This is a genomic window from Chlamydophila parapsittaci (assembly GCF_006385615.1).
GTDB lineage: Bacteria > Chlamydiota > Chlamydiia > Chlamydiales > Chlamydiaceae > Chlamydia > Chlamydia psittaci.
This window is the reverse complement of sequence record NZ_CP041038.1, coordinates 788,375-812,456: the sequence shown is the minus strand read 5'-3', so window position 1 is coordinate 812,456 and position 24,082 is coordinate 788,375. Positions and strand designations below refer to the sequence as shown.

Below are 24,082 nucleotides of genomic sequence, written 5' to 3'. Positions count from 1 at the left end.
TTTTCTCATCCTTCTGAACCAAAAACAACAATAACTCCTGGTTATTGTTGTTTTCTTTCCTCTTTACGAACCATAAATAGAAGAAGAGGCGGTGCTATGTATAGAGATGATAGTGTACCTAAGAGAATACCTATTGTCATGATGAAAGCAAAGTTAAAGATTGATCCTCCACCAACAAATAATAATATTAACAAGACCGATAGCGTTGTTGCTGTGGTCATTACCGTTCTTCCTAGAGTTTTTTGTAGTGCGTCGTTAATTAAGATCGGCATAGGTGTAAATAATTTTTCCTGACGATCTTCACGAATACGATCAAATATGATGAGGGTATTATTTAATGAATACCCCAACACTGTCATTAAAGCGCCTATGGCTTGTAAATCAATTTGTATTTTTTGCAAGAAGAAGTGCGTAGCGACTAATACGGCACAAGTAGCAAGAAGATCGTGAATCAAAGCACAAATAGCACTAAATGCATAACGCCATTCGAAACGCAGGCTAACATACAGTAATATGATTAATAAGGCACCTACCAATGCTATGCAAGCTTGTTGTCGCATCTTATTAGAAAACTGACCGCTAACTTTAGACCAGAAATTCTGAACATCTTTGAGATTTTCAGAAGAGATATCGATCCCCGTATCGGAAAGTAGATTCATCACGATAGATAGGTTAGGATCTGTCGCTTCCATAGCGGGTCTTTCTGGGGTCTGCACTCGTGTTAGTGCGTTCTGACTAAAATAAATTTTTATCTTATCAGAAGAACCAAAAGTTTTGATTCTAAAGTCTCTAGGAGATATCCCTACTTGCTTAAATTTATCTCCCAATTTGCTGCGGACATTTGTCACATCTACCGATTTCTGATCAGCGATATTCAAGGTAAGGGCATAACCACCTTTGAAATCCATACCTAAAACAGAATTCCAAGCGCCAAAACCTAAAGCCACACACCCTAAGGCAATCACGCTTCCGGAGATCATCCAGAGTCTTTTGCACTCTTTCAAGAAATCATGCTTGATGCCGATGAATTTATTCATCATGTGTAGCTGTGTTTCTTGGGTTTTATTCATCCACACCATGAAGAAGAACTTCGTCATAAATAAGGCTGTAAACATTGAGGAGAAAATTCCCAAGATTAAAGTAAGAGCAAACCCTTTAATCGGCCCTGTATCTAAAACTAAAAGAAGTAACGAAGCCAATACAGTCGTGAGATTGGAGTCAAAAATCGCTCCGAAAGCCTTCTTATACCCAGCTTCTACAGATTGAGTAAGACTTCGAGACAGTAAATACTCTTCTCGAATTCTTTCGAAAACAAGGACGTTAGCATCTACAGCCATTCCCATAGCAAGGACAATTCCTGCCAATCCAGTGAGGGTTAGTGGTGCATCGAGATATTGTAAAGCTGCCCAAATTAATAGAAGATTGAGAATAACAGCTCCGGAAGCAATGACACCGCCGAACTTGTAATAAACACTCATTAAAATGATCAAAACAGCAAGGCCAAGGCATACTGAAATGATTCCCTGTGTACGCTGCTGTTTTCCTAATTCAGGAGAGATAACTTCTTCACTTAACACTTCAGGAACAAAAGACATAGATCCTGATTTTAAATCTGTAGCTAAGCGGTTCACCTCACGATGGGAAAACTTCCCGGAGACGCTCGCTTGATCTTTCAAAGGAGCATTTAACACAGGATCACTAACTACGTAACCGTCAAGTACAACAGCCATTCTCCACCCTCTACCTGAAGAATACTGACCATTCTCAGTTCCACTGATACCTTCCTGACAGTAAGTAGAAGTCCATGCATGGAAACTTTCTCTCGGAGAAACATCGTAGGCTTTTTGAGCTATTCCAGTATCTTTTACGGAGAAATTTAAAATGTACCCTTCGCCTACAGCAAATTCTGGCCGAATATTTTTTAACGAAGCACCATCTAAAGCATAGTTACGGAAAACAATCATTAAGGGGTTTGCCTTTCCCTCAACATCTTTTTCTATAGCGATCATTGAATAAGTAGTATCTAAATGCGATGAAGAAATCTCGCTATCCATGTTTGGGAAAGCAAGACCTTCCTGTTGCAGTTTGGCTACTGCTTCTTGAACACTGGAGGGTAAGCGGGAATCTGGATTGTTAAAAATATAACTCGCGAGCTTATTCACTGCTTCCGGGGAAGTAGCGTCTTGACTTTGTGCTGTAAACCATAAATAGTCTAAAAACCTTTGGACTTCATAACGGAGAGCAGAGTAGGGGGAGAACTTTTCATTTACTACGTGGAAAGTCATTTGAGAAGTTCCCAAAATTTCCTCGGAAGAAATTTTGGTAGATCCAGGAACACTTAAATGTACGTTATCCCCTTCTCTGCGTATTTCTACTTCTGAAACTCCCAGCCTATTTAAACGCGCGTAAAGCTCATCAGAAACCTTAAGAATCCCTTCCTTACCTGTTAACTGCTTCCCTTGATGATCCTTGAAGGCCAAGCGGATCTGTTTCCCACCGATAAAATCAATCCCTAGACGAAGGACACTATCTCCTCGAGAGTATTTGCGTAGGTTAAGTTTAAGATTTTCAACAAAAGCGCTTCGGTGAGGTACAGCAGCACGTATACGCTGTTGAGGGTCCATAGAACAACTGGACTGTTTGTATTGTTCGTGCCAACGTACCCACTCTTCTTGACGGCGCTTTTCAATACGATTTAGGGTATCTAAACGATCGCGAATATCGCGCACTTCAAGACTAGCAGTTTCACCTTCATTGGCAACGACAAAATTTTCTCCCCAAACATCGAAGTACCTTTGTAAAGGCTGTCGGATTTCTAGAACCTCATCCTCTCCGAGACTCCAGGGAATGGCATCTGTATGAGCAAAACAATTGTATAAGTTGTGTAAATCCTTCTCGAAAATCTTAGAATCTTCTCCTTCTCCTTGCTCATATTTCGCAGCGACGGAGCGTAATCCCTTAAGAACTACATAGATAGATCCCTTAGAAAAATGCGAACAACTTTTCTCTGGTGAGAAAATAAAACAACCGAAAGCATCGCTTTCTCTAGGCAAACGACAATGTATGGGGAAATGTTCGCGAATAAGATCGCAAGATTGTGCTGGGGGCCTGTTCAAAGCTAGTGTAGCTAAATGCTCGACTATCCCCTGATAGATACGTTGTCCATGCAGCACGATTTTTCCGCTCGCATCTTTATCACTGAGATTAAACGCAAATCCTTGCGCAGATTCTTGAGCAGGTCGTTGAAGCTTATGAGACAATCTTTGTTTTTCTTTTGCCAACCACGAATCAAAATCTAGGCGCTGTTCTGCAGACAACTCATCACGTTTAGCAAGCACATTAGGATCGAGACAAAACACGAGTTTTCTTTCTTTAGGAGAAAAATCTACGGAAGAAAAGAATGGAGATAGTGTGCTGCAATCTAAAGAATTATCCACTATGCGCGTAAACGCTTTTTTCCATCTTGGCGATCTCAACTTCAAATTTTGATGTACGGATTGTAAAATAGATCGATGTTGTTCTGAAAGATCAGAATGCGTTGATACATTTTCCAATCGTGATAAAAATGCAGAGTAATCCTTCTCAGAAGAGAAGAAGTAATTCAGTAGCGCTGGAGTCCTGGAATTCGGAAGAATTTCTAAACCCACTGAAAGGTTCTCTGCTAACTGCACTACCTTAGCTATAGATGCTGTATTCCAAATCGAGGTATAACCGCAGGAACAAGAATGAGCAGGAGCTGGAGTAATCAAATGAAGAGCAGCGTTTAAAATTTCCTTTCCTGGTTCTGCATCTTCTCGATTGTAGGGAACAAAAGAAAAATCGTTTTCTGTTAAAGCCGTAGTTAAGGCGCCGGTAACTTGAACAACCCCGCCATCTTTATTGTCGTACCCTAAAACGTATAAACGCGAGGATTTTATAGGAACCGTGGGTTCGCCATAAATCATATTTTCAAGGAACGTATAGGCATCTGCATTATCTTTGAAGTGAACATTCACCACACCCGGGATACTGGGATGCTGTACAATATGTCCGCGTAATTTCAATGCAGAGAGCACAGAAGAAACTCTGGGAATAATGTCGCTACGTACTTCAGCCACTTGATTCGTTAACTTACGTACGATTTGTTGAGCTTCTTTCTCATCGACTTTTTTATTTAGTGGTCGTGAGTAATACAGACATGTGGGCAACACATAGTATAGAGCTAATCCAAAAACAAAAATAATAATACTTAAATTGCGTCCAAATCTCTGTTTCATTGCGTGGCTCTTTTAAAATAGCGAATATTTTGAATAGAAATACTAATGAACCAAAATACCAATTGAAAATAATATCGTCAAATGAAGACCTGTTTAGAAATTTAAACAGATAATTTGTTACGAAGAAAACATTACATTCCTAAGGTTATAACTTATAAATTGGTATCATCTCTTTTAGTTATGATTTCTTATAAACTTAAATTTCGTAAAAAATCAATCTACCCCAAGAGACTATCTCTAGGGTAGATTAAATCACATGACACCAGGAAGAACTTGAAGGAGAAAAATCTGAGAAAGATAAACTTTCTCTACTTGGGAACATCACATTAGTATCCACGGATCTTAATGGAGCCACGCTTTCAGGATCAACAAGAGCTATAGTTATTGGAAGTTTGGACTTACTTTCGGGGAGTATTGTGTCCAATGCTAAAGATTCTACAGCTTGAAGAAAAGCTGTTTTAGACAGAGTTTTTGTAGCATGTAGAGCCTCTGGACTTAGACCTTTTACAACTCCCAAAGGAGAAACTAAAAGGCAAATCCCTTCCCTACTCACCACACGAGAAACTGCGACTCTTTCTATTGCTGCTTTGAAAGCTTCAATATATGTTTCTGTATATACTGGGAGCAAAGAAGCGCACTCATGAGCTTCACCCTGTCGCAATCCGGGAATATGCGTATACAGCACTTCTTGAGGCGTAGGCCCTGGAGCGCAATCTGGCCATGGAGCAGAAACGATTTTTTCCTCAGAATACGAAGTTCTCAAAAAGCTTGTAACATCCTCTAGCATAGACTTGGGTAGTTGAAAGACTTCTTGATATTGAGTTTCGGCTGCTAACTGATCGTGTCGAATTGCGTCTAAATCTAATTCCTGAATTAAAATCGTCCCGTTCTTTTTTGCAGATCTTTTTTCTAAAATTTTCTTTAGATTATCCTTAGTTCCTTCGCAGATATAAATATTTCTATTTACTTGATGACAGTATACACCTGGAGACAGAAAACGCCACTTCCACAATAAAGAAAGGTATTCTCTCTCTGTTATCGAAGAAACGTTATGTTTGCGATAACGTAATTTTGGAATTTCTATGCGCGTCCATGCTCTTCCATATTGGCAATACGCAATGATAAACAAGAGAATTCCGAGGATTAATAATCCGATACAAGGGAAAAAGGTCTGACACATACTCGCAGCCAGTATACTACAGGAAAACGCTGCTGTTCCTAAAACAGCAAAAATTCCCGAAACAACCTTTTTAGCTGCGTGGCGAGCAGTAGGAATGTAATGAACATTGCCTTTTTCTTTTGTACACATAAACGCAAGTTTCGGAACATACCCAAAACATATTCTAGGCAATTTCATTTAAAATACCTTACAAGTCTCTAGTATTAGTCTCATAACTGAAAACAACTATTTCTAAAACGCAATTAAAGTATAACAAATCAAAGAAATAAAAAACCTCTAGTAACTTTATGTTAAAAAATTTCTTGTCATTTTATAATTATTTTAATTGTAAACATCCTTTACATATAGGTCTCAGGGTGTTTGTTCTACAACAAGAACGTAGAACACAAAAATTCCCTAACCGTATTTTTAGGAAATATGTTGACACCTGCCTTCGGTATTTCTCTATTTTGCAAATGAAAAAATTCACTCCCTCCCTCTAAATTCCCAACATATTGTACTTGCTCGAAATACATAGAGATCTTCATTAAAATGATCTCTGCAAGGTCTTATTGTGCTTTTCAATATCTTCCGATTCAAGAATGTCAACTTGTCAAGATATGATGTTTCTTCTACTATGCCTCTCGGAGGTTTTAACTTTTTGAATTATTTTCAGATGTTTTACATCCCGAAGAAAATGCAAAAACTCTTAAGCTATTACTTTGGCTTAAGAAGAGGTTTAGCTGCTATTGTTCAGTCATAACGTATACTTCCACAACTAATGATGTAGATATGTCTCTCACCTTAAAACAGGCGGATCAAGCTAGTCTATCCATGCAGTCTCTACCGAAGCATGTTGCCATCATTATGGACGGAAATCGGCGTTGGTATCAGCAACATCAAACGCAGTGCTCTGTTAAGCGTTCTTCTGGGCATTACTACGGAGCTAAGGTTTTACCCAAGATTATTGAGTCTGCTTTTTCCTTGGGTATAGAGGTCCTCACATTATTTGCCTTCTCTACGGAGAATTTTCTAAGATCAGCTGAAGAAGTTGCTGAGCTTTTTTCACTCTTCCATTCGCAACTAGATGAACAGCTTCCCTACCTTATTGAAAATAAGATCCGGCTACGTTGCATAGGAAATTTGTTAGCCCTACCTCATTACTTGCAGAAACAAATTTCCAAAGTAGCGGAGGAGACTCAGGGACATGGGATTAGGGAGCTTGTGTTAGCTATTAACTATGGTGGGAAAGATGAGCTGGTACGCGCATTTAAAAAACTACATCATGATTTAGTAAATAAAAAAATATCCTTAGACTCAGTTTCTGAAGAGTTAATCCGCTTGTATTTAGACACTTCAGAAATTCCCGATCCGGATTTATTAATTCGCACTGGTGGCGAAATGCGTGTCAGTAATTTCCTCTTATGGCAAATAGCATATACAGAGCTATATGTAACCGATGTTTTATGGCCGGATTTTAAACCTTATCATCTTCTAGATGCCATTAAAGCTTACCAACACAGATCACGACGAGGAGGCAAATAGCCATGTTGAAATTGAATAAGTTCAAAACTCCCTTCTATGGAGATCTTTTTCAACGAGTTGTTGTACATTCGTTGGTTCTTACATTTTTAGTACTGCTTCTTTATAGTTCTTTATTCCCTTTGACATCGTTCGCTTTAGGGTTTATCTCAGCGCTTTGTGGTGCTGTAGGGACGTATGAATACGGGACTATGGCGAAGGTAAAGATGCATTATGCATTCCGTTTATATAGTGCTATTGGATCTTTTATTTTTGTTTTAACCAGCTTTATTGCGATTCGCTGGCATCATGTACTTCCTGAATTTGTTTCAACCCTCCCCTGGTGTTTCCTATTTGTTTGGATCGTTATTAACGTCTTTAGATCAAGAAAAAATACCTGTGGGCCCTTAGAAACCTCAGGAATCACCTTATTTTCTATGCTATACGTGGGTATTCCTATACGTCTGTTCTTGTATATCCTGTATGGTTTCATTCATACTAAGGAACCCTTTTTAGGGGTTTGGTGGGCAAGTTTCCTCATTGCCACAACAAAAGGAGCTGATATCTTCGGATATTTCTTCGGAAAAGCATTTGGTCAAAAGAAAATTACGCCTGAAATCAGTCCTCACAAGACGATTGTTGGTTTCGTCTCTGGATGTCTTGGAGCGACTTTAATTAGTATAGCATTCTTCTTACAAATTCCTGCGCGGTTTGCTGATTTTATCACTATGCCCAGTATCTTGATTGCTTTGGGTGTGATTCTTGGAATTAGCGGATTTTTTGGCGATATTATAGAATCTATTTTTAAACGTGATGCTAAAATTAAAAATAGCAACCAATTAAAAGCAGTAGGAGGCACTTTAGATACTTTAGATTCTCTTCTACTTTCTACACCTATTGTGTATATTCTACTTTTGATTACGCAAAAATCTATGTTTCTCAGATGATTATTACAATAGATGGCCCCTCAGGGACAGGGAAAAGCACAATAGCAAAGGCTCTTGCAAAGGACTTAAACTTCAACTACTGCAATACAGGGGCAATGTACCGTACCCTGGCCTACACACACTTGTGTGAACCATGGAAACATCTCTCGATTCAAGAACTTATTGACAACCCCCCATTTTCTTTTTCATTTGTTTCTGGGCAGCCCTTGGAAGCTTTTTTAGAAGGAAATCTTCTATCTGTAGAGCTAGGGACTCAAGAAGTTGCCAATGCGGCTTCAAAATTATCTCAACTGCCTGAAGTACGTCTTTTCATGCACAAACTGCAAAGAAAATATGCTGAATTAGGTAATTGTGTTTTTGAAGGAAGAGATATGGGTTCTAAGGTATTCCCTAATGCTGATGTAAAGATCTTTCTCACTGCGAGTGCTGAAGTGCGCGCTGCGCGAAGATTAAAAGATCTTCCCAATGATTCTATTTCAAAAGAAGCTTTATATGCTCAACTAGTGAAACGTGATGAAACAGATAGCCAACGCACTCTCGATCCTCTAGTTATTCCGGAAGGAGCTGTTGTTTTAGATTCTTCAGATTTGACAATAAGCCAAGTTCTAGAGAAAATTTCAGCTTTAATTTCTCCGAAATTGCCATGATATTTACAGTTTGTAAATTTCTTACTCGAGTTGCCTTTACCCTACTCTATAGACATAAAGTTTACGGAGTAAAAAAGAATCTTGTTAAAGGAGCGGCTATTATTGCTGCAAACCACAATTCTTATTTGGATCCCGTAGCTTTGCACTTATCTGTTCGTGGGTGTTTGTATCACTTAGCGCGTTCTACATTATTTAGTAATCGGTTTACTGGGTGGTTGTATAAAGAATGGGGATGTTACCCTGTCAAAAAAGGGGGAGGAAATGCTGCAGCTTGTAAAGCTGCTTTCGAAATTTTAAAAAAGAACAAAAAGCTCATTATTTATCCTGAAGGTGAGCGGAGCCCAACGGGAGAGCTACTTCCTGGAAAAGTTGGTGTTGGTTTAATAGCGATCAAAGCTTGCGTTCCCGTTATTCCTGTATATATTGGTGGGACCTATGATATTTTCAATCGCTATCAAAAATTTCCTAAAATTTGGAAAACCGTTACCTGTGTTTTTGGCACACCACTAACTTTTGACGATTTGATTAATAATGAGACCCTAAGTTCCAAAGAAACTTACCAAATAGCCACAGATAGGATCATGAGCAAAATAGCAGAGCTAAAAACTTGGTATGAAAATGGTTGTATTGGAGAGGTTCCTTAAATGACTCTTCTTTCCTATCTTTCCTCTTTATGTCGAGAAGCGATTCTATCTGCATTCCCTCAAATAGAAACCATCTCTCCTGACATCACGCAATCAACAAAAGAGCTTTTCGGCCATTACCAATGTAATGATGCGATGAAGCTTGCCCGCACATTAAAAATGCCTCCTAGAGCTATTGCGGAATCTATAGTGAATCACATCTCCAAAAATAGTTTCTCTTCTATAGAAATTGCAGGTGCTGGATTTATTAACTTCACATTTTCAAAAGAATTTCTCAACCTGAGTTTACAGTCATATTCTCAGGATCTATCTTCAGGATTTCGTGTTAAAGATCCTAAAAAAGTCGTTATAGACTTTTCTTCTCCAAACATTGCTAAGGACATGCACGTAGGCCATCTACGTTCTACAATTATCGGTGATTGTTTAGCTCGTATATTTACTTTTGTGGGTAATGACGTGTTAAGATTGAATCACATTGGTGATTGGGGAACAGCGTTTGGCATGCTTATTACTTATCTTCAGGAGGAATCCTCTGAAGATATCGAAAATCTTGAAGATCTAACGATTTTATACAAGAAAGCACACGCTCGTTTTGCTGAAGATGCAGAATTCAAGAAACGATCACAAACAAATGTTGTGGCATTGCAATCAGGAGACCCCAAAGCACGAAAACTTTGGGAACGCATATGCGAAATTTCTGAACGAGCGTTTCAAAAGATTTACAATATTTTAGACATTAGCATAGAGAAACGTGGGGAATCTTTCTATAATCCTTTCCTTCCTGAGATTATCAAAGACTTAGAAAAGAAAAATCTCATCACAATTTCCGATAATGCAAAATGTGTTTTTCATGAGGGTTTTTCTATCCCTCTTATGGTACAAAAAAGTGATGGTGGCTACAACTATGCCACTACTGATTTAGCTGCTATGCGTTATCGCGTAGAGCACGACCATGCGGATAAAATTATTATTGTTACCGACATGGGACAATCCTTACATTTTCAACTTCTTGAGGCTACGGCATTAGCTGCTGGCTACCTTCCCAATAAAGAAGTCTTCTCTCATGTAGGTTTTGGCCTTGTTCTTGATTCTGAAGGGAAAAAGTTCAAAACTCGTTCTGGAGAAAATATTAAACTTCAGGAATTGTTAGACATGGCTATAGATCAAGCTGTGGCTACTTTAAAAAAGCACCGCCCAGAGATGTCTGAGGCAGAAATTGCGGAACGAGCTCCTGTTCTTGGTATTAATGCTATCAAATATGCTGATCTTTCCTCTCATCGTGTTAGCGACTATGTCTTCTCTTTTGAGAAGATGCTGCGTTTTGAAGGAAATACAGCGATGTTTATTCTTTATGGTTATGTACGTATCCAAGGAATAAAACGGCGGTTAGGTATTGAAAAACTTAGCTTAGAGTCTACGGCTGATATTCAAGAGCCTTCCGAAGAAGCGTTAGCTTTAGCCTTACTACGCTTCCCAGAAGCTATTGATCTCACTCTTAAAGAGCTCTGCCCTCACTTCCTAACAGACTATCTTTATATGCTTACAAACAAGTTTCATGCTTTTTTCAGAGACTGCCATATTGAAGGATCTCCTCATCAAAAAGCACGTCTTTATCTTTGTGCTCTTGTTGAAAAGACCCTAGCTACGGGCATGCATCTGTTAGGGTTACAAACTTTGGATAGATTGTAAGTTTAGAACGCTACGGGATCTAAGGACAACAAGTGGATCTTTGCTCCTAAAGAGTTCAGTTTGTCCACCCAATTGTAATATCCCCGATCTAACAACTGGGTATTTCTGATTAAAGAAGGTCCACCCTCTGCAATGAGAGCTGCCATAATATAGGCAAATCCTGCACGCAAATCGGGAATAACCAGTTCAGAAGCTTTCAATGGTGTCGCTCCGTGAATGACAGCACTATGGGGAAAATTTCCGGTTGCATAACGACAAGCCTTTGAGCTTAAACACTGGTAGAACAGCTCGCAATTCGCTCCCATTTGCTGTAAACCGCGTAAATACCCTAGCCGATTCTCATGCACGGTTTCATGAATCACAGAAGATCCTTCTGCCTGAGAGAGAAGAACTGAAAAAGGTTGTTGCCAATCTGTAAGGAATCCAGGATGTACATCGGTTTCTAATACAACACCACCTTTTAATGGTTCGTTATAAAAGAATTCGATTCCTGTTTCTGTCACTGAGAACCCTCCTCCTATAGACCTTAAGGTTTTAAGAAAAGGAATCATCAGATATTGCTCGGCATTTTCTACAAAAATGCGCCCGCCGGTAAGCACGGCAGCCATACCAAATGAAGCCGCTTCTATCTTATCGGGGATCACCCAGTGATCTACTTCGTAAAAATCATCACAACCAAAAATTTCTATCGTCTTATCATTATCTGTAGTGATCTCCACTCCTGCTTTTTGCAAAAACAAAATAAGATCCAAGATTTCTACTTCTAAAGCAGCGTTCTTGATGATCGTTCTTCCCTGAGCGCGAACAGAAGCTAATATCAAATTCTCAGTAGCTCCTACAGAAGGGTAAGGAAGAGTAATGTACGCTCCGACAAGACCTTGAGGAGCAGCAGCTTGATATCCATGTCCGTCATAGACAACCTTTGCCCCTAGCCGTTCTAAACCCTCAAAATGAAAATTTAGAGTCCTTTCCCCTATAGCATCTCCCCCGACACAGGGGACAATAACGCCTTCCGGACAGCGAGCTAGTAGAGCTCCTAATAATAAAATAGGAATACGATTCACCCGAGAAAACTGTGCGGACACTTCGGACATGCGAATCTCAGGTGTATGAATCTCTATGACTTCTGCTTGTTTATCCCAATGTATTATAGAACCTAAAGAACGGCACAATTCAACAGTTAAACGTACATCTCCTATATCAGGGACATTACGTAAAATGCATTTGCGATCCGATAATAATGACGCAACGAGTAACTTGGTTGTCGAGTTTTTGGCCCCAGATACCCGCACAGAACCTTCTAACACACAACCACCAAAAACTTCAGCTGCTGCCATTTCTTACTCCTCATTGTCGCTTTCTCTTCATCTTAAAGAAACGTTAACTCCACCCAAAGTTATTTTTCCATGCAAACTTTTCATTTTTTTTAACGAATCTCTCTAATTTACAATAGTTAAAATTATTAAAACGAAAGTTAGTTTAATTATTTAAATAAAACTAGAGATATTAATAAATAATTTGTTTTACAATCTAATTAAAATAGAGTTTTTTTATTTAGTTGTTAAATCATGTCGAGTCCAATTAATAATCAGTCTATCACGAATGTCACAACTACTACGACCACAACTCCTGTAGTAACGACTTCAACAACCTTCGGGGGACATGTTGTCTCTACCACGGGGACTGAAGCTGCGGAAACAACATCGCAGACTGTGAATACAGCAGCAGGGCAAGCCGTATCTCAAGCAGAGTCCGACTCGGGAGCCGTAGTTTTTACAACTGAAAGAAATGTATCAACAACATCTCCCTCTACAGGAAACGTTGGGACAACTGCTACGGCAGCAAACTTATTAGGGTCTCAGATTCTTGGAGTTGGAAGATCTAGAAGCGACAGTACATCCAGTAGTGATAGCGATGCCTTATCTGATATTTCAAGCGCACCTTCATCACAACACTCTGGAGACGTTGGCAGTACAGAAGATCTTTCAAGTACTTCAGGAGATGTAGACTTAGGAGACTTAGAAGGACTTCGAGGAACAGAAGCCGCCGACGGAGCAGAGAGACCTGATGGTCCTGGTGGTCTACCGAGCATGGCGCTACCTAAATATGATCCTACTGATAAAGCCTCTATTATCAGGTTCTTATCCACCCCTTCTGTACAGGCGAAATTACAGACAAAAGCTGGTCACATCGTGTATATGGATGAGGCTCGCGGAAGTTTTATTTTCGTAAGAAACGGTGATTGGAGTACCGCAGAATCCATAGCGGTAACTAACGGAAAAACGAAGGAACCGATTACAGACATTAAAGATCTAGAAATGTGTATTGCTAAGTTTTGTGTAGGCTACGAAACTATGCATGCAGATTGGACAAACAACATCCAGCCGCGCATAGCAGGACAAACCGGAGAAACCGGTCATTATGATCACCTGCTTATGAGCATGAAATTTAAAACCACAGTTCTCTACGGCCCATGGAATGCTAAAGAATCGAGTAGCAACTATACACCGTCTGTATGGCGTCGAGGAACTAAATGTGAATCTGGAGCCATCTGGGGTGATGTTGGTGGTCTGAAAGGAATTAACTGGAATAACGTACAAAGACCAAACGAGGGCACTGTATTCTCTCGAGAAACTTCCTCCCCCACGCAACAGCAACCCCAACCTGTTGCCTATCCTCAACCTGTTATCAATGTTAACTTGGGAGGCATCAGTACTAGTGTAAACGTAACTGGTGGAACAACAACGACTACCGTTAACTCAACAACTACGCAACCTACAGACACCTCTGAAGCTGGTGTGGATAATGACCAAAATGTAGAAGAAGCAAACTTTGACGATGTAGAAACAGAAAGTACCAGCACTCAAGACGATACGGATATTCACTTCGAGGATGAAGGTAATGGCTTCGATAGCTTGGAACCAGCTCCTCCTGCGCCTCCTGGGCCTCCTGGACCACCACCACCAATTCAAGGAGGTGTGAATATTACAGGAATGCCAAAAGACAGCTTGCAGCAAGTTCTGCAAAATGTTCGTCAACATTTAGATACGGTCTATGATCAAAATGGCGAACACCACGAAGGAAACCAAGATTTGGGTACTGTTGTCAGAACATCGGAAAATGGCACCTACAGACCTACAGTATTGTTAAATAATGACCAAGGTGGGGGCGGAGGAGTCCAAAGACGAGAATCTAATGACAACGAAGGTAACGAATTAGGAAATATCTTGGGTCGTGTCCGTGAGCACTTAGATGTTGTTTATCCTGAGGGCAGTAAAGGAGAGGCTATTTCTGTAAATCAAAATCTAGGTGAGGTAATTCGAGACGTTGAAGCAGGCAAGACTCCAAAGCCTACGCAACCTGAAGGTATATTCGTTGCAACACGAGTGAATATAGACGAAGGTGGAACGATCGTTAGCAGCAACTCCAGAACAGAGACTGGATCACCCACCAGAACAGAGACGGGATCACGCACAAGTAATTTAATGGGAGCTACATCTGGAGATGGCCCTGGAGGTTTAGAACATTTACTACCTCAGCTACGAGCCCATCTGGATGAATCGTTTGATGCTCAAGGGAACCTCATTACTCCTCAAAAAACAAACGTAGGTAACCTGATTAAAGCCTTCCAAGAGCGAACAGGATCCGGGGGTATTGTTGCACCAATGCCTGCCCAAACTACGGTAATCGCAAGCAGACCTGTCCAACAACAATCTGCAACAATTTCCGTACTTCCGCAAGCGCAAACAGCTGAGACAGTCGCTCCTCAAGGGGCTCCCGATCTCCATGGAGCTGCTCGAGATGTTGCAAGTAGTTTATCTAACTTATTAGAGACTGCGACTCCCTCTGTGGGCAGAGAAGTATCGACCCCAGCTCCACAACAACAGGTAGCCTTGTCGACTCCTGTAGCAGGATCTAGACAAACAGCAACTTTGACAAAAGGAGATGCTTCTTCAGGCATTCCCGAAGCAGCTAAAAACGTCACACAAGCGTTAAGTAGTGTTGCTAAAAAAATTCAGATGTTCGAACAGGGATCACGACTACTACAAGAAGCTATGGACAGCGCCGGTACTGAATCTACGCAAGGGAAACAGCTAGCTGATGCGGCAAGAAACCTGACCACACAGTTATCCAAAACGTTATCTCAAGCTACGGGATCTCCTCCCCCACCACCGCAACGACGCTCGTAGACGATAGACAGCTAAGGCTTTTCTCTAATCTAGAAAAGCCTTAGGCCATGTTATGGTATACTTCATCAACATCATCGATCTTCTCTAGCCATTCAATCAAAGCAAGATTTGCTTCACCATCTTGTTCATCACAATCTACGAGACGTAAAGGAACATAAATCAGCTTTTCCTCAGAGCATGTCACACCTAGAGCAATTAACTTCTCTTTTACAGAGGCTAATTCTACAGGGTCACAGAGCACAAGGAAATGCTCATCATCATCATTATCAAGATCTTCAGCTCCTACATCAATGACATAAGATAGTAATGCAGCCTCATCTATTGAACTCTTAGGAACGTAACATGCTCCCTTACGCACAAAGTTATAAAGAACGCTGCCTGGTTCAACCAGAGATCCCCCTCGCTTATTCACAGCTATGCGCATATCAGAGGCAGTACGATTTTTATTATCGGTCATCGCTTCCACGATAATCCCCACACCTCCATGACCATAAAGCTCATAAGTCACATTTTCAAAATTCTTCTGATCTGCAGAAGTGGCTTTCTTGAGGTTTCTTTCAATATTTTCACTGGGGATATTTTGATCTTTTGCTTTTTGTATGACCACACGTAAACGCGCGTTTGTTTTAGGATCAGGACCTCCCATTTTCACAGCTGCCATTAACTCTTTTATCGTTCGGGAAAAGATTTTCCCTCTTTTATGATCCGCTCGTTCTTTACGGTATTTTGTATTTGCCCACTTACTATGTCCTGCCATCTTTCTTACCTATTCTTGATTTATATCCTTGCAACAATACGTAAATATTTGCTTTTTCCCACGCTATGGCACTTTCATATAACGGAAAACGCTTCTCACATTCTTTAAATTTCTTCCCATGAAAAATCGTTCTTCCAGAACGAGAATACTCACGAGGAACTACGCTATGGACCATTTCATGGTAAATAATATATTGCATAAAAAATAACGGAATATCATCACGATCTAAAGAACGGTGTATGCGTATCAACTTTTCTTCCTCATGATACGATCCTAAAACTACCCTAAACGCATTACCTGACCGTGCACGACCAAACCACCCGATTTTTAAATTCAAAGAGCCTTCAAATAATCTCAAATTTAAATCTTGGTATATTTTCTCTAAATCATACACTTCCCCTGGAGTATAATCGACAGGAATAGAAGATCTTATAAGCTGAGGACGGCCTATTTTTGACAGATTCATAGAACAAGATTTAAAGCTAAGAAATGCTCGAAAAAATTTTTTAAGAAGTTTACGAATTTTCTGAAACGACATGCAACACTAGGACGTGCTAATATGTTCTAGCAAAATCACCTAAAGTTGTTTTTCCATGATAATTTTTGCAAGATACCCTATCTCATCTTTATAAAAATGCTTTTGTCTTCCCACCTCAATAAAACCAAAACGTTTGTACAATGCTATCGCCGGGTTTTCTTCATACACCTCTAAATAAAGAATCTCTAAGTGAAAACGTGTCTTTGCTAAGTGGCAAAGATTATTCAATAACGCCGTTCCTACACCTTTATTCCGATAAGGTTCACCAACAATAATAGAAACTAATGCGTGATGAGATACTTTAATATAAGGGTTTAAAATAAGAGTAGCTACTCCAGCAACTTCGCCTTCATACACAGCTGTCAAGCTGCTATGATAACGATAAAAACCTACCCAAAAGTTTACGCTATCATGAATTTCTGCTTCCGTCTTTAAGGGAAACCCGCGAAGTATCTTAGGATCATTTAACCATTGCCGCATGTACACAGCATCACTAGGAAGTGTATAACGTATATCTAATCCAGGGACTCCTGTGTCTTTGTTCTCTGTCATGAGATTTCTCCATACTCTGCTAAATACGCTTTGACGAAATCGTCTAGCAATTCTCCGTCCATCATAGCCTGAACATTACCAGTCTCATGTCCTGTGCGTACATCCTTGACCAGAGTATAAGGCTGAAAAACATAATTACGAATTTGCGAACCCCAAGCAATTTCTTTTTTATTTTTTCTATCAATAAGCTGCTTTTCTAAACGTTCTTGAAGAATTTGTTGATACATTCTTGCGCGTAGCATCTTCATACAACTCTCGCGGTTCTGGATTTGACTACGCTCACGCTGACAAGAAACCATGATTCCTGTCGGTATATGAGTAATTCTTACCGCAGAATCGGTAACGTTGACATGTTGTCCCCCAGCCCCTGAAGAGCGGAAGGTATCTATGCGTAAATCATTCGGACGGATATCTATCTCTATCTCATCATCAATCTCAGGATATACATCTACCGAAGCGAAACTGGTATGACGTTTCGCATTACTATCAAAAGGAGAAATACGCACAAGCCTATGCACACCTCGCTCAGCCTTAGCATAGCCGTAAGCATAGTCTCCGGAAAACTTTACAGTAACGTGCTTAATCCCTGCGACATCGCCTTCTTGACGGTCTATAACCTCTACTTTCCACTGATGTTGTGCAGCCCAACGACAATACATCCTAAAAAGCATTTCTACCCAATCACAGGATTCTGTACCACCAGCACCAGCATTAATTGTTAAGAAACAAGGGTTCTTATCGACTTCTCCAGAAAGCAAACGCTGAGTTTCCCACTCTGAAAGGATATTCTCACAAATAGCGAATTCTTTTTCTAAATCTTCTCGAAGTTCAGGATCTGCAGAAACATCGCCATCATTTAAGAAAAACGCTAAATTATCCACTCTGACTTTGAACTCTTCATAATGGGAAATCTGTCGTTTTAACGATGCGATGCGTTCGGAGACTTTCCCTGCACTCGTGACGTCTTGCCAAAAGTCTTCTTTTAAGGTCTGTTCTTCTAAAATGGAAAGCTCTTGTCTCTTACCTTCAAGGTCAAAGAGACCTCCCGGCTAATGCCAACCCAGTCAACAGGCCTTCTAACCGTTTATCTAAACTTTCATACATTGCACTACTCTCAAAAAGGCTGAATATTAGAATTCTAGAGAAGCAAAAACAATAAAGTCAACGTGTCCTGCCGCCTAGAATTTTTCTACAATTTCTTTCTTGGTTACCTCGTATTCCTTGCTTTCCCCGAACCCACTCCAGATTGGCATCTAAAGCCTTAATAACGAGTTGTAGAGGAGTGAATTCTGTTTTTTTGTTTTGACGAGAAACCTCCCTGAAAGATAAAAAAGTTGCGATGAAGAGCTTGTGTCTCTTCGTACCACCTTTACTAGGAGTAACCGATGAGTCAAAAAAACAAAAACTCTGCTTTTATGAACCCTGTCAATATCACCTCCGACTTAGCAGCTATCGTTGGCAAGGGCCCCATGCCCCGCACCGAAATTGTAAAAAAAGTATGGGACTATATCAAAAAACGTAATCTACAAGACCCCAAGAATAAAAGAAATATTCTTCCCGACGAAGCCCTAGCTAAAGTCTTCGGTTCTAAGAACCCTATCGATATGTTTCAAATGACAAAAGCTCTCTCCTCTCATATCGTAAAATAAAATCAAGAGTTGGCTCTCTTTCAGGATCCTCGTCCTCTAGGGCGAGGAGAAAATGTGTATATAGTGTTACTGTGGTCTTAGCTTCTTTATCTTTAGCTGTTGGAATTCCTCTAGCTACCTTCTCATGGGCAAATTTTATAGAGCCGAATTGGTTACAAACATCCTGGTTAACGTGGAAGCTACCTAAAAAGTACTCTCATCTTCATGGATTGCGCATAGCTCAAATTTCTGATTTACATTTTCATAAATTCGTTCCCAAAAAATTCCTTAAAAAGGTTTCTTTAAAACTCGCCAAATTTGCTCCCGACATTCTCGTATTTTCTGGAGATTTTCTTTGTCGAGCACAAATCGAAGACCGCCCGCGACTGGAAGCTTTTTTAAATACTTTACATGCCCCTTTAGGGACATTTGCTGTTCTTGGAAATCACGACTACCAAGCATACATCTCCCGCAATAGCCAAGGGAAAATCGATGTGATTTCGATGGAAAATAGCCAACCGTTAAAAAGAGCTTTCGTTTCAATAAGCCAAGGGCTTTTTGGTTCTAGAAGCTATGAATACGCCCCAAGTCTTGAAAAGCAAGAACCTAATACAGAACTTTTACATTTATTAAAAAATACTCCTATTCGCCTACTGCATAATGAAAGTCTTCAAATTCCCGATATGTTAAACATCGTGGGATTAGGAGATCTTTTTGCTAAACAATTTGACCCTGAAAAAGCGTTTTTCCACTATAATCCAACCCTGCCTGGCATTATTCTCTCTCATAATCCTGATACTGTGTACCAACTCTTAGATTATCCTGGTGATCTTATATTCTCTGGACATACTCATGGACCCCAAATTTCTATCCCATGGCCGAAGTTCGCTAATAGGATTATGAATAAAACTTCGGGATTAGAAAATCCTGATCTTGCGCGAGGGCACTTCTTCTTTTCAGAAGGGAAAAAGCAATTATATGTAAATCGTGGGCTTGGAGGGTTTAAAAGGTTACGCTTTTGCTCTCCTCCTGAAATTTGTTGTATACGGTGCGTATATGGATCCTAAGTGTTCTTTGATTTTACTTAGTGGGGGTAAAGGAGAACGGTTTGGAGCAAATCAACCTAAGCAATACCTGCCTTTTCAAGGGGAACCTCTCGTCCTCCATGCATTAAAAATGGCTCTGCGCATCCCCGAAATCTCAGAAATTATTGTTGTTTGCGATGTAAACTACGAAAGTATTTTTGAAGGTTATCCCGTAAAATTCGCAAGACCAGGGACACGTCGTCAAGATTCGGTATTTTCTGGACTACAACAAGTTTCGCATCCTTGGGTTTTAGTCCACGATGGTGTCCGGCCTTTTATCTATCCCGATGAAGTCAGAGAACTGATCACAACAGCATATCAAACAGGAGCCGCAACGTTAGTCTCTAGCGTTCCCTACACTATCAAACAACGTAATCCTGTAAAAACTTTAGACCGAGATGCGTTATCTCTTGTCCATACGCCTCAATGCATCAAGACACAAATACTCTTAGAAGGCCTTGAACTGGCCAATAAAGAGAGAATTACTCTTGTTGATGATACCCAAGCTGCAGAACTTCTCAACGTACCTGTTGCTTTAGTATTCAATAAACATCCCCAGATAAAAGTTACTTATCCAGAAGACCTAACCTTAGCTCATGCTTTGTTATGACACAAGTCGTTCTACTCTTAGCCTACCAGGGAACTGCCTATGCTGGATGGCAAAGACAACCTAATGATCTCTCCGTCCAAGAAGTTATAGAAAATTCCTTAACAAAGGTTGTGGGGAAGCGTATTCATGTGACCTCTTCTGGTCGTACCGACGCAGGAGTCCATGCCTTTGGTCAAGTTGCTCATTTTCCCCAACCTGACCATCCACGATTTTCACAAGCTTCAGGCATAAAAAAAATGCTTAATGCTCTTTTGCCCAAAGATATAGTGATTCGCGACGTTGTTCTTGGAGACGATACATTCCACTCACGATTTTCAGCTATCGCTAAAGAATACCGTTATTTACTAACAAGATCTCCTAAGCCCCTTCCCTGGGAACGTTATTTTTCCTATTATCCACGACATCATCTAAGAACAGATCTTATGCAAGAAGGGGCTAAGTACCTCATAGGAACTCATGATTTCGCTTCTTTTGCAAATCATGGACGTGACTATACGTCAACTATACGCACGTTATTCAACTTAGACATTGTAGATAATGGAGAGACAGTAACCATCATCTGTAAAGGCAATGGATTTTTGTATAAAATGGTAAGGAATATTGTGGGATCTCTATTAGATATTAGTAGAGGAAAATATCCTCCTGAATACATTCAAGAGATATTAATACAGAAAAATCGTAGAAAAGGGCCGCCAGCAGCTCCCAGCTATGCCCTATCTTTATACCACGTATGTTACCCTAAACCTTATCATTGGTTTTGTACTCCAGAGTGCAACATCAACTCTTTAAAAGAAGAAAAATAATAAAAATCTTTATCACAGAAATCTTTGTGACTGTCTCGAGACAATGGCATAATAGCATTCACAGCGATCAGCGTTGCTGGTATGCCTGAAAGGGCGCGTAAGCCTTTCACACTATCTTCAAAACCCACCACCTTTTCTCCTTCTTTAGCAAAAGCCTGATAGGCATATTGATAGCTGTCAGGATACGGCTTAGGCCGGTCATAGTCTTCTCGTGTAACCCAAAATTGAAACTGATTCAGAATGGGTATGACCTCACAAAAACGCTGGGTCAGCACATGTGACGAATTTGTCACTACTCCAATAGTTTTGTTCTCAGCTAATAGGAACCGTAAAAAATCTTCTACACCGGGAAGTAGGGAAGGAACTTCAGTTTGTATTAACTCTTTATAGATACGTTCGCGATCATAAAAACACTGTGGGAAAAAAGACTCAGTATTAGGGAAAAGCTCCAAAAACTTCTGTTTGAAAACTTCTCTTCCTAACATTGAAAATAAATAATATGTAGAGAAATCCATAGCGGTATCGAGTCCGCGTTCTCTACACGCTGTTAAAAATGCTTTGTAGTATAAAGGTTCGGTATCAAGGACCAAACCATCAAAATCAAAAAAGAACACCTGATAATCATGGATATTCATGGTTACCTTAACTCATATCACCTTGTATTTTTCACTAACTACATATAACAAATCTAAAACATAGTTAAATAAGTTGAGAAGTTAGGCTATACTTTCTTAAAACAACTACGTGGAATTCTACCCCATGCTTAGGATTCTTATTAAGATAAGTTTTGGATTATTATTATTTCCTCTAATCTGTGCGTGTTCTCCTGCCACAAAAACATCACATAGGCACATACGCGCAGGACGAATTACATCACAACAGGGGCACTCTGTCATTATGTACCCAGAAATACAAGACTCCCCCTTACCGAAATACCACTGGCCGACTCCACAACAAGCGGTAATTACTGCTTACTCATTTCATTGCCACGGCTCCTTAGGTGCTAAGGAAACAGAACAGGAAACTCTCTATGACTGCGATGGATTAAATCATAGTTTATGCAAAAAATTTTCTATACATCCAAGAATCATCGACATTACACGTCTATTACACAAACAGTACCCATTATCTATAGTGGAAGGATTCTGTTGTCATAAACATTTCCGTTTTTTAACAGCTTCCGGGAAATCGCTATCTACCAAGCATCTCTCTGGGAATGCCGCTCTTTTGTTTACAGAGAAAGATATCCATCTGGAGACACTCAGCTCGATCTTAAGCCCTCTTTATAAAAAAAAATCCATCTATCCCTGCTCTATAGATTTCACTACTACGAAGACCACTGTCGGGAATGAGGAATTCCTCATTACCCTAATACCAAAGGATACAGGGAACTACTTATCCATAGAAATGTTGTATGATCTAGAAACAACAAGGCCTATAGAAGTCCCTCCATCTTCCCTAACTTAAGAGATTTCCCTTGCGCTTATTAGAAAAGAAAACGTACAGTGTAGGCTCACTTTGTGCCGGCGTGGCGGAATGGTAGACGCGGTAGACTCAAAATCTACTCTTAGCAATAAGGTGTTGGTTCGAGTCCAATCGCCGGCATAAGTTTTTTCTGAGTTTTTTCAGGTTGCTAATAAATTCGTTAGTAGTTTTTTTTAAGAAAAGCTACGTGCCGAACCGGTTGCTTCCTATGAAAGAACAAGCTCTCCTACTTCTCCTCAAAAAAAAGAAAGGCTTTTTCTTAGCTATTCTTGATCTTACAGAAACTGAGACTTCGCTCACTCCTATAGAACTGGAAAAAGTATTGCAGCAGAAAAAAACCCTCCTATCTTGTATAGACAAGGTGGATAACGAAATTAAAGAATTTCGGCATAGTTTCACTTCGATACTTCCCCAAGAGATTCAAGATGAGCTCTCCGATATTCGAGGCATCATCACAAGAATCTTGGATACGGATAAGCTCAATTATCTACAGAGAAAAAAAGAGTTAGGGATTTATGAGCAACAACGATTGTAAGTCATGTTCTTCGACGCAGGAGCTGATGGAGATCAAATCTCGCATCACACAATCGTATAAAGAAGCAGACACAATTCTCACAGCGATTCCCGATGGCATTATCCTCATCTCCGAAGTAGGCAATATCCTCATTTGCAATTCACAAGCTCGAGAAATTCTCGGTATTCCTGACGAACTGGAAATACTACACAAACCCTTCACTGACTTTTTCCCAGAAACTTTCTTTGGATTTTCCCTAAATGAAGCTCTCGTATCTCTTCCTTCGCCAAAAACTCTACGCCTAACCTTATCAAAAAACGATCAGGACCGCGATGTAGAGATATTCGTAAGAAAAAATCCTTTGAACGGTTTCCTCTTCTTATTAATTCGAGATCGTTCTGAATATAAACAATTAGAAAATGTTATCGAAAGATATAAAAATATTGCAGAGTTAGGGAAAATGACGGCAACCTTAGCACATGAAATTCGCAATCCTCTGAGTGGTATTGCTGGATTTGCCTCCCTATTAAAAGAAGAACTCCCCTCTCCACGTCATCAACGCATGTTAGCCTCTATCATTGATGGAACTCGTTCTCTGAATACACTAGTTTCATCCATGCTAGAATACACGAAATCACAGCCACTCAATCTCAAGGCTATAGACTTACAAGAATTTTTCTCTTCACTGATCCCTCTATTATCGATTACATTCCCCTTCTGTACATTCGAACGTGAAACTTCGACCTCTATAGTCCGTTCTATAGATCCTGATAGAATGAATAGCGTAGTATGGAATCTTGTAAAAAATGCTGCAGAAGCAACGGAATCTCCGATCACGTTGACATTACACAAATCAGGTGATATTTCCGTAACCAATCCAGGGCAGCTCCCTCAAGAGATTTTGGATAAGTTGTTTATTCCTTTTTTCACAACAAAAGCTCAGGGAAATGGTTTGGGGCTAGCAGAAGCCTTAAAGATCATGCGTTTGCATGGCGGTGATATTCACGTAGAGAATGCAAACGCGTATATCACTTTTACTTTAAAACTTCCCTAATCC

The 24,082-nt window shown here is 40.0% G+C and carries 21 protein-coding genes and 1 tRNA gene; 14 read left to right on the top strand and 8 right to left on the bottom strand.

Features of this window, described 5'->3' with window-relative positions; genetic code table 11:
- Positions 1-41: 41 nt before the first annotated feature.
- Both FI836_RS03630 and FI836_RS03625 read right to left on the bottom strand, forming a co-directional pair.
- On the bottom strand, positions 42-4,256 hold the full coding sequence (locus tag FI836_RS03630) for a protein translocase subunit SecDF (RefSeq protein WP_014943682.1): 4,215 nt from the start codon (positions 4,254-4,256) through the stop codon (positions 42-44).
- Between the two features lie 247 nt (positions 4,257-4,503).
- Positions 4,504-5,613 (bottom strand): hypothetical protein, encoded by a 1,110-nt coding sequence (locus FI836_RS03625; RefSeq protein WP_006342853.1) that lies wholly within the window; start codon positions 5,611-5,613, stop codon positions 4,504-4,506.
- Positions 5,614-6,207: 594 nt separating this feature from the next.
- Between FI836_RS03625 and FI836_RS03620 the strand changes: the two genes are divergently transcribed.
- Genes FI836_RS03620 through argS form a run of 5 tightly spaced genes read left to right on the top strand, consistent with a single transcriptional unit; the run spans position 6,208 to position 10,863 of the window.
- The gene (locus tag FI836_RS03620) at positions 6,208-6,960 is read left to right on the top strand and encodes an isoprenyl transferase (protein WP_013462601.1); all 753 of its coding nucleotides are present in this window, start codon (positions 6,208-6,210) and stop codon (positions 6,958-6,960) included.
- A gap of 2 nt (positions 6,961-6,962) precedes the next feature.
- On the top strand, positions 6,963-7,883 hold the full coding sequence (locus tag FI836_RS03615) for a phosphatidate cytidylyltransferase (protein WP_006342850.1): 921 nt from the start codon (positions 6,963-6,965) through the stop codon (positions 7,881-7,883).
- Complete coding sequence (gene cmk / locus FI836_RS03610) at positions 7,880-8,530, top strand: (d)CMP kinase (RefSeq protein ID WP_006342849.1); 651 nt, start codon at positions 7,880-7,882, stop codon at positions 8,528-8,530. The genes FI836_RS03615 and cmk overlap by 4 nt, the downstream gene beginning before the upstream one ends.
- Positions 8,527-9,174, top strand: a complete 648-nt coding sequence (locus FI836_RS03605; RefSeq protein WP_006342848.1) for a lysophospholipid acyltransferase family protein — start codon at positions 8,527-8,529, stop codon at positions 9,172-9,174. Before cmk ends, FI836_RS03605 begins: the two co-directional genes overlap by 4 nt.
- Positions 9,175-10,863, top strand: coding sequence for an arginine--tRNA ligase (gene argS, locus FI836_RS03600; protein ID WP_006342847.1), 1,689 nt, complete (start codon positions 9,175-9,177; stop codon positions 10,861-10,863).
- Between the two features lie 2 nt (positions 10,864-10,865).
- Here argS and murA read toward each other — a convergent pair whose 3' ends face one another.
- On the bottom strand, positions 10,866-12,200 hold the full coding sequence (murA, locus tag FI836_RS03595) for a UDP-N-acetylglucosamine 1-carboxyvinyltransferase (RefSeq protein WP_006342846.1): 1,335 nt from the start codon (positions 12,198-12,200) through the stop codon (positions 10,866-10,868).
- Between the two features lie 231 nt (positions 12,201-12,431).
- On the opposite strand from murA, the gene tarP reads away from it, so the two are divergent.
- Positions 12,432-15,053: a type III secretion system actin-recruiting effector Tarp gene (gene tarP, locus FI836_RS03590; RefSeq protein WP_139934578.1), complete on the top strand. Its 2,622-nt coding sequence runs from the start codon at positions 12,432-12,434 to the stop codon at positions 15,051-15,053.
- A 40-nt stretch (positions 15,054-15,093) separates the two neighbouring features.
- Here tarP and FI836_RS03585 read toward each other — a convergent pair whose 3' ends face one another.
- From FI836_RS03585 to prfB, 4 genes are all read right to left on the bottom strand, one after another.
- Positions 15,094-15,810 (bottom strand): YebC/PmpR family DNA-binding transcriptional regulator, encoded by a 717-nt coding sequence (locus FI836_RS03585; RefSeq protein ID WP_006342844.1) that lies wholly within the window; start codon positions 15,808-15,810, stop codon positions 15,094-15,096.
- Complete coding sequence (locus FI836_RS03580; RefSeq protein ID WP_006342843.1) at positions 15,797-16,348, bottom strand: hypothetical protein; 552 nt, start codon at positions 16,346-16,348, stop codon at positions 15,797-15,799. Before FI836_RS03580 ends, FI836_RS03585 begins: the two co-directional genes overlap by 14 nt.
- Before the next feature lie 39 nt (positions 16,349-16,387).
- Positions 16,388-16,900: a GNAT family N-acetyltransferase gene (locus FI836_RS03575; RefSeq protein WP_006342842.1), complete on the bottom strand. Its 513-nt coding sequence runs from the start codon at positions 16,898-16,900 to the stop codon at positions 16,388-16,390.
- A protein-coding gene (gene prfB / locus FI836_RS03570; RefSeq protein WP_013462600.1) for a peptide chain release factor 2 occupies positions 16,897-18,004 on the bottom strand; the annotation gives its coding sequence in 2 pieces (ribosomal slippage) (positions 16,897-17,934 and positions 17,936-18,004; 1,107 coding nt in all). Before prfB ends, FI836_RS03575 begins: the two co-directional genes overlap by 4 nt.
- A 281-nt stretch (positions 18,005-18,285) precedes the next feature.
- Between prfB and FI836_RS03565 the strand changes: the two genes are divergently transcribed.
- The 4 genes from FI836_RS03565 (at position 18,286) to truA (ending at position 21,026) form a co-directional block, all read left to right on the top strand.
- The gene (locus FI836_RS03565; protein WP_006342840.1) at positions 18,286-18,549 is read left to right on the top strand and encodes an SWIB/MDM2 domain-containing protein; all 264 of its coding nucleotides are present in this window, start codon (positions 18,286-18,288) and stop codon (positions 18,547-18,549) included.
- Positions 18,550-18,620: 71 nt separating this feature from the next.
- Positions 18,621-19,595 (top strand): UDP-2,3-diacylglucosamine diphosphatase LpxG, encoded by a 975-nt coding sequence (gene lpxG, locus FI836_RS03560; RefSeq protein ID WP_006342839.1) that lies wholly within the window; start codon positions 18,621-18,623, stop codon positions 19,593-19,595.
- Entirely contained in the window at positions 19,585-20,223 is a 639-nt protein-coding gene (gene ispD / locus FI836_RS03555; protein WP_006342838.1) for a 2-C-methyl-D-erythritol 4-phosphate cytidylyltransferase, read from the top strand. The genes lpxG and ispD overlap by 11 nt, the downstream gene beginning before the upstream one ends.
- A complete protein-coding gene (gene truA / locus FI836_RS03550; RefSeq protein WP_006342837.1) occupies positions 20,220-21,026 on the top strand; it encodes a tRNA pseudouridine(38-40) synthase TruA in 807 nt (268 codons plus the stop codon). Before ispD ends, truA begins: the two co-directional genes overlap by 4 nt.
- Here truA and FI836_RS03545 read toward each other — a convergent pair.
- A complete protein-coding gene (locus FI836_RS03545) occupies positions 20,972-21,661 on the bottom strand; it encodes an HAD family hydrolase (RefSeq protein WP_013462599.1) in 690 nt (229 codons plus the stop codon). The two genes, truA and FI836_RS03545, sit on opposite strands and share 55 nt — an antisense overlap.
- Before the next feature lie 124 nt (positions 21,662-21,785).
- Between FI836_RS03545 and FI836_RS03540 the strand changes: the two genes are divergently transcribed.
- The 4 genes from FI836_RS03540 to FI836_RS03525 all read left to right on the top strand — a co-directional run bounded on the left by FI836_RS03540 (position 21,786) and on the right by FI836_RS03525 (position 24,079).
- The gene (locus FI836_RS03540; protein ID WP_013462598.1) at positions 21,786-22,493 is read left to right on the top strand and encodes a hypothetical protein; all 708 of its coding nucleotides are present in this window, start codon (positions 21,786-21,788) and stop codon (positions 22,491-22,493) included.
- 55 nt (positions 22,494-22,548) lie between these two features.
- Positions 22,549-22,631 (top strand) — tRNA-Leu (locus tag FI836_RS03535).
- A gap of 88 nt (positions 22,632-22,719) precedes the next feature.
- Positions 22,720-23,046: a hypothetical protein gene (locus FI836_RS03530; protein WP_014943679.1), complete on the top strand. Its 327-nt coding sequence runs from the start codon at positions 22,720-22,722 to the stop codon at positions 23,044-23,046.
- Positions 23,047-23,071: 25 nt separating this feature from the next.
- Positions 23,072-24,079, top strand: coding sequence for a two-component system sensor histidine kinase NtrB (locus FI836_RS03525; protein ID WP_014943678.1), 1,008 nt, complete (start codon positions 23,072-23,074; stop codon positions 24,077-24,079).
- The last annotated feature ends 3 nt before the right edge of the window (positions 24,080-24,082 follow it).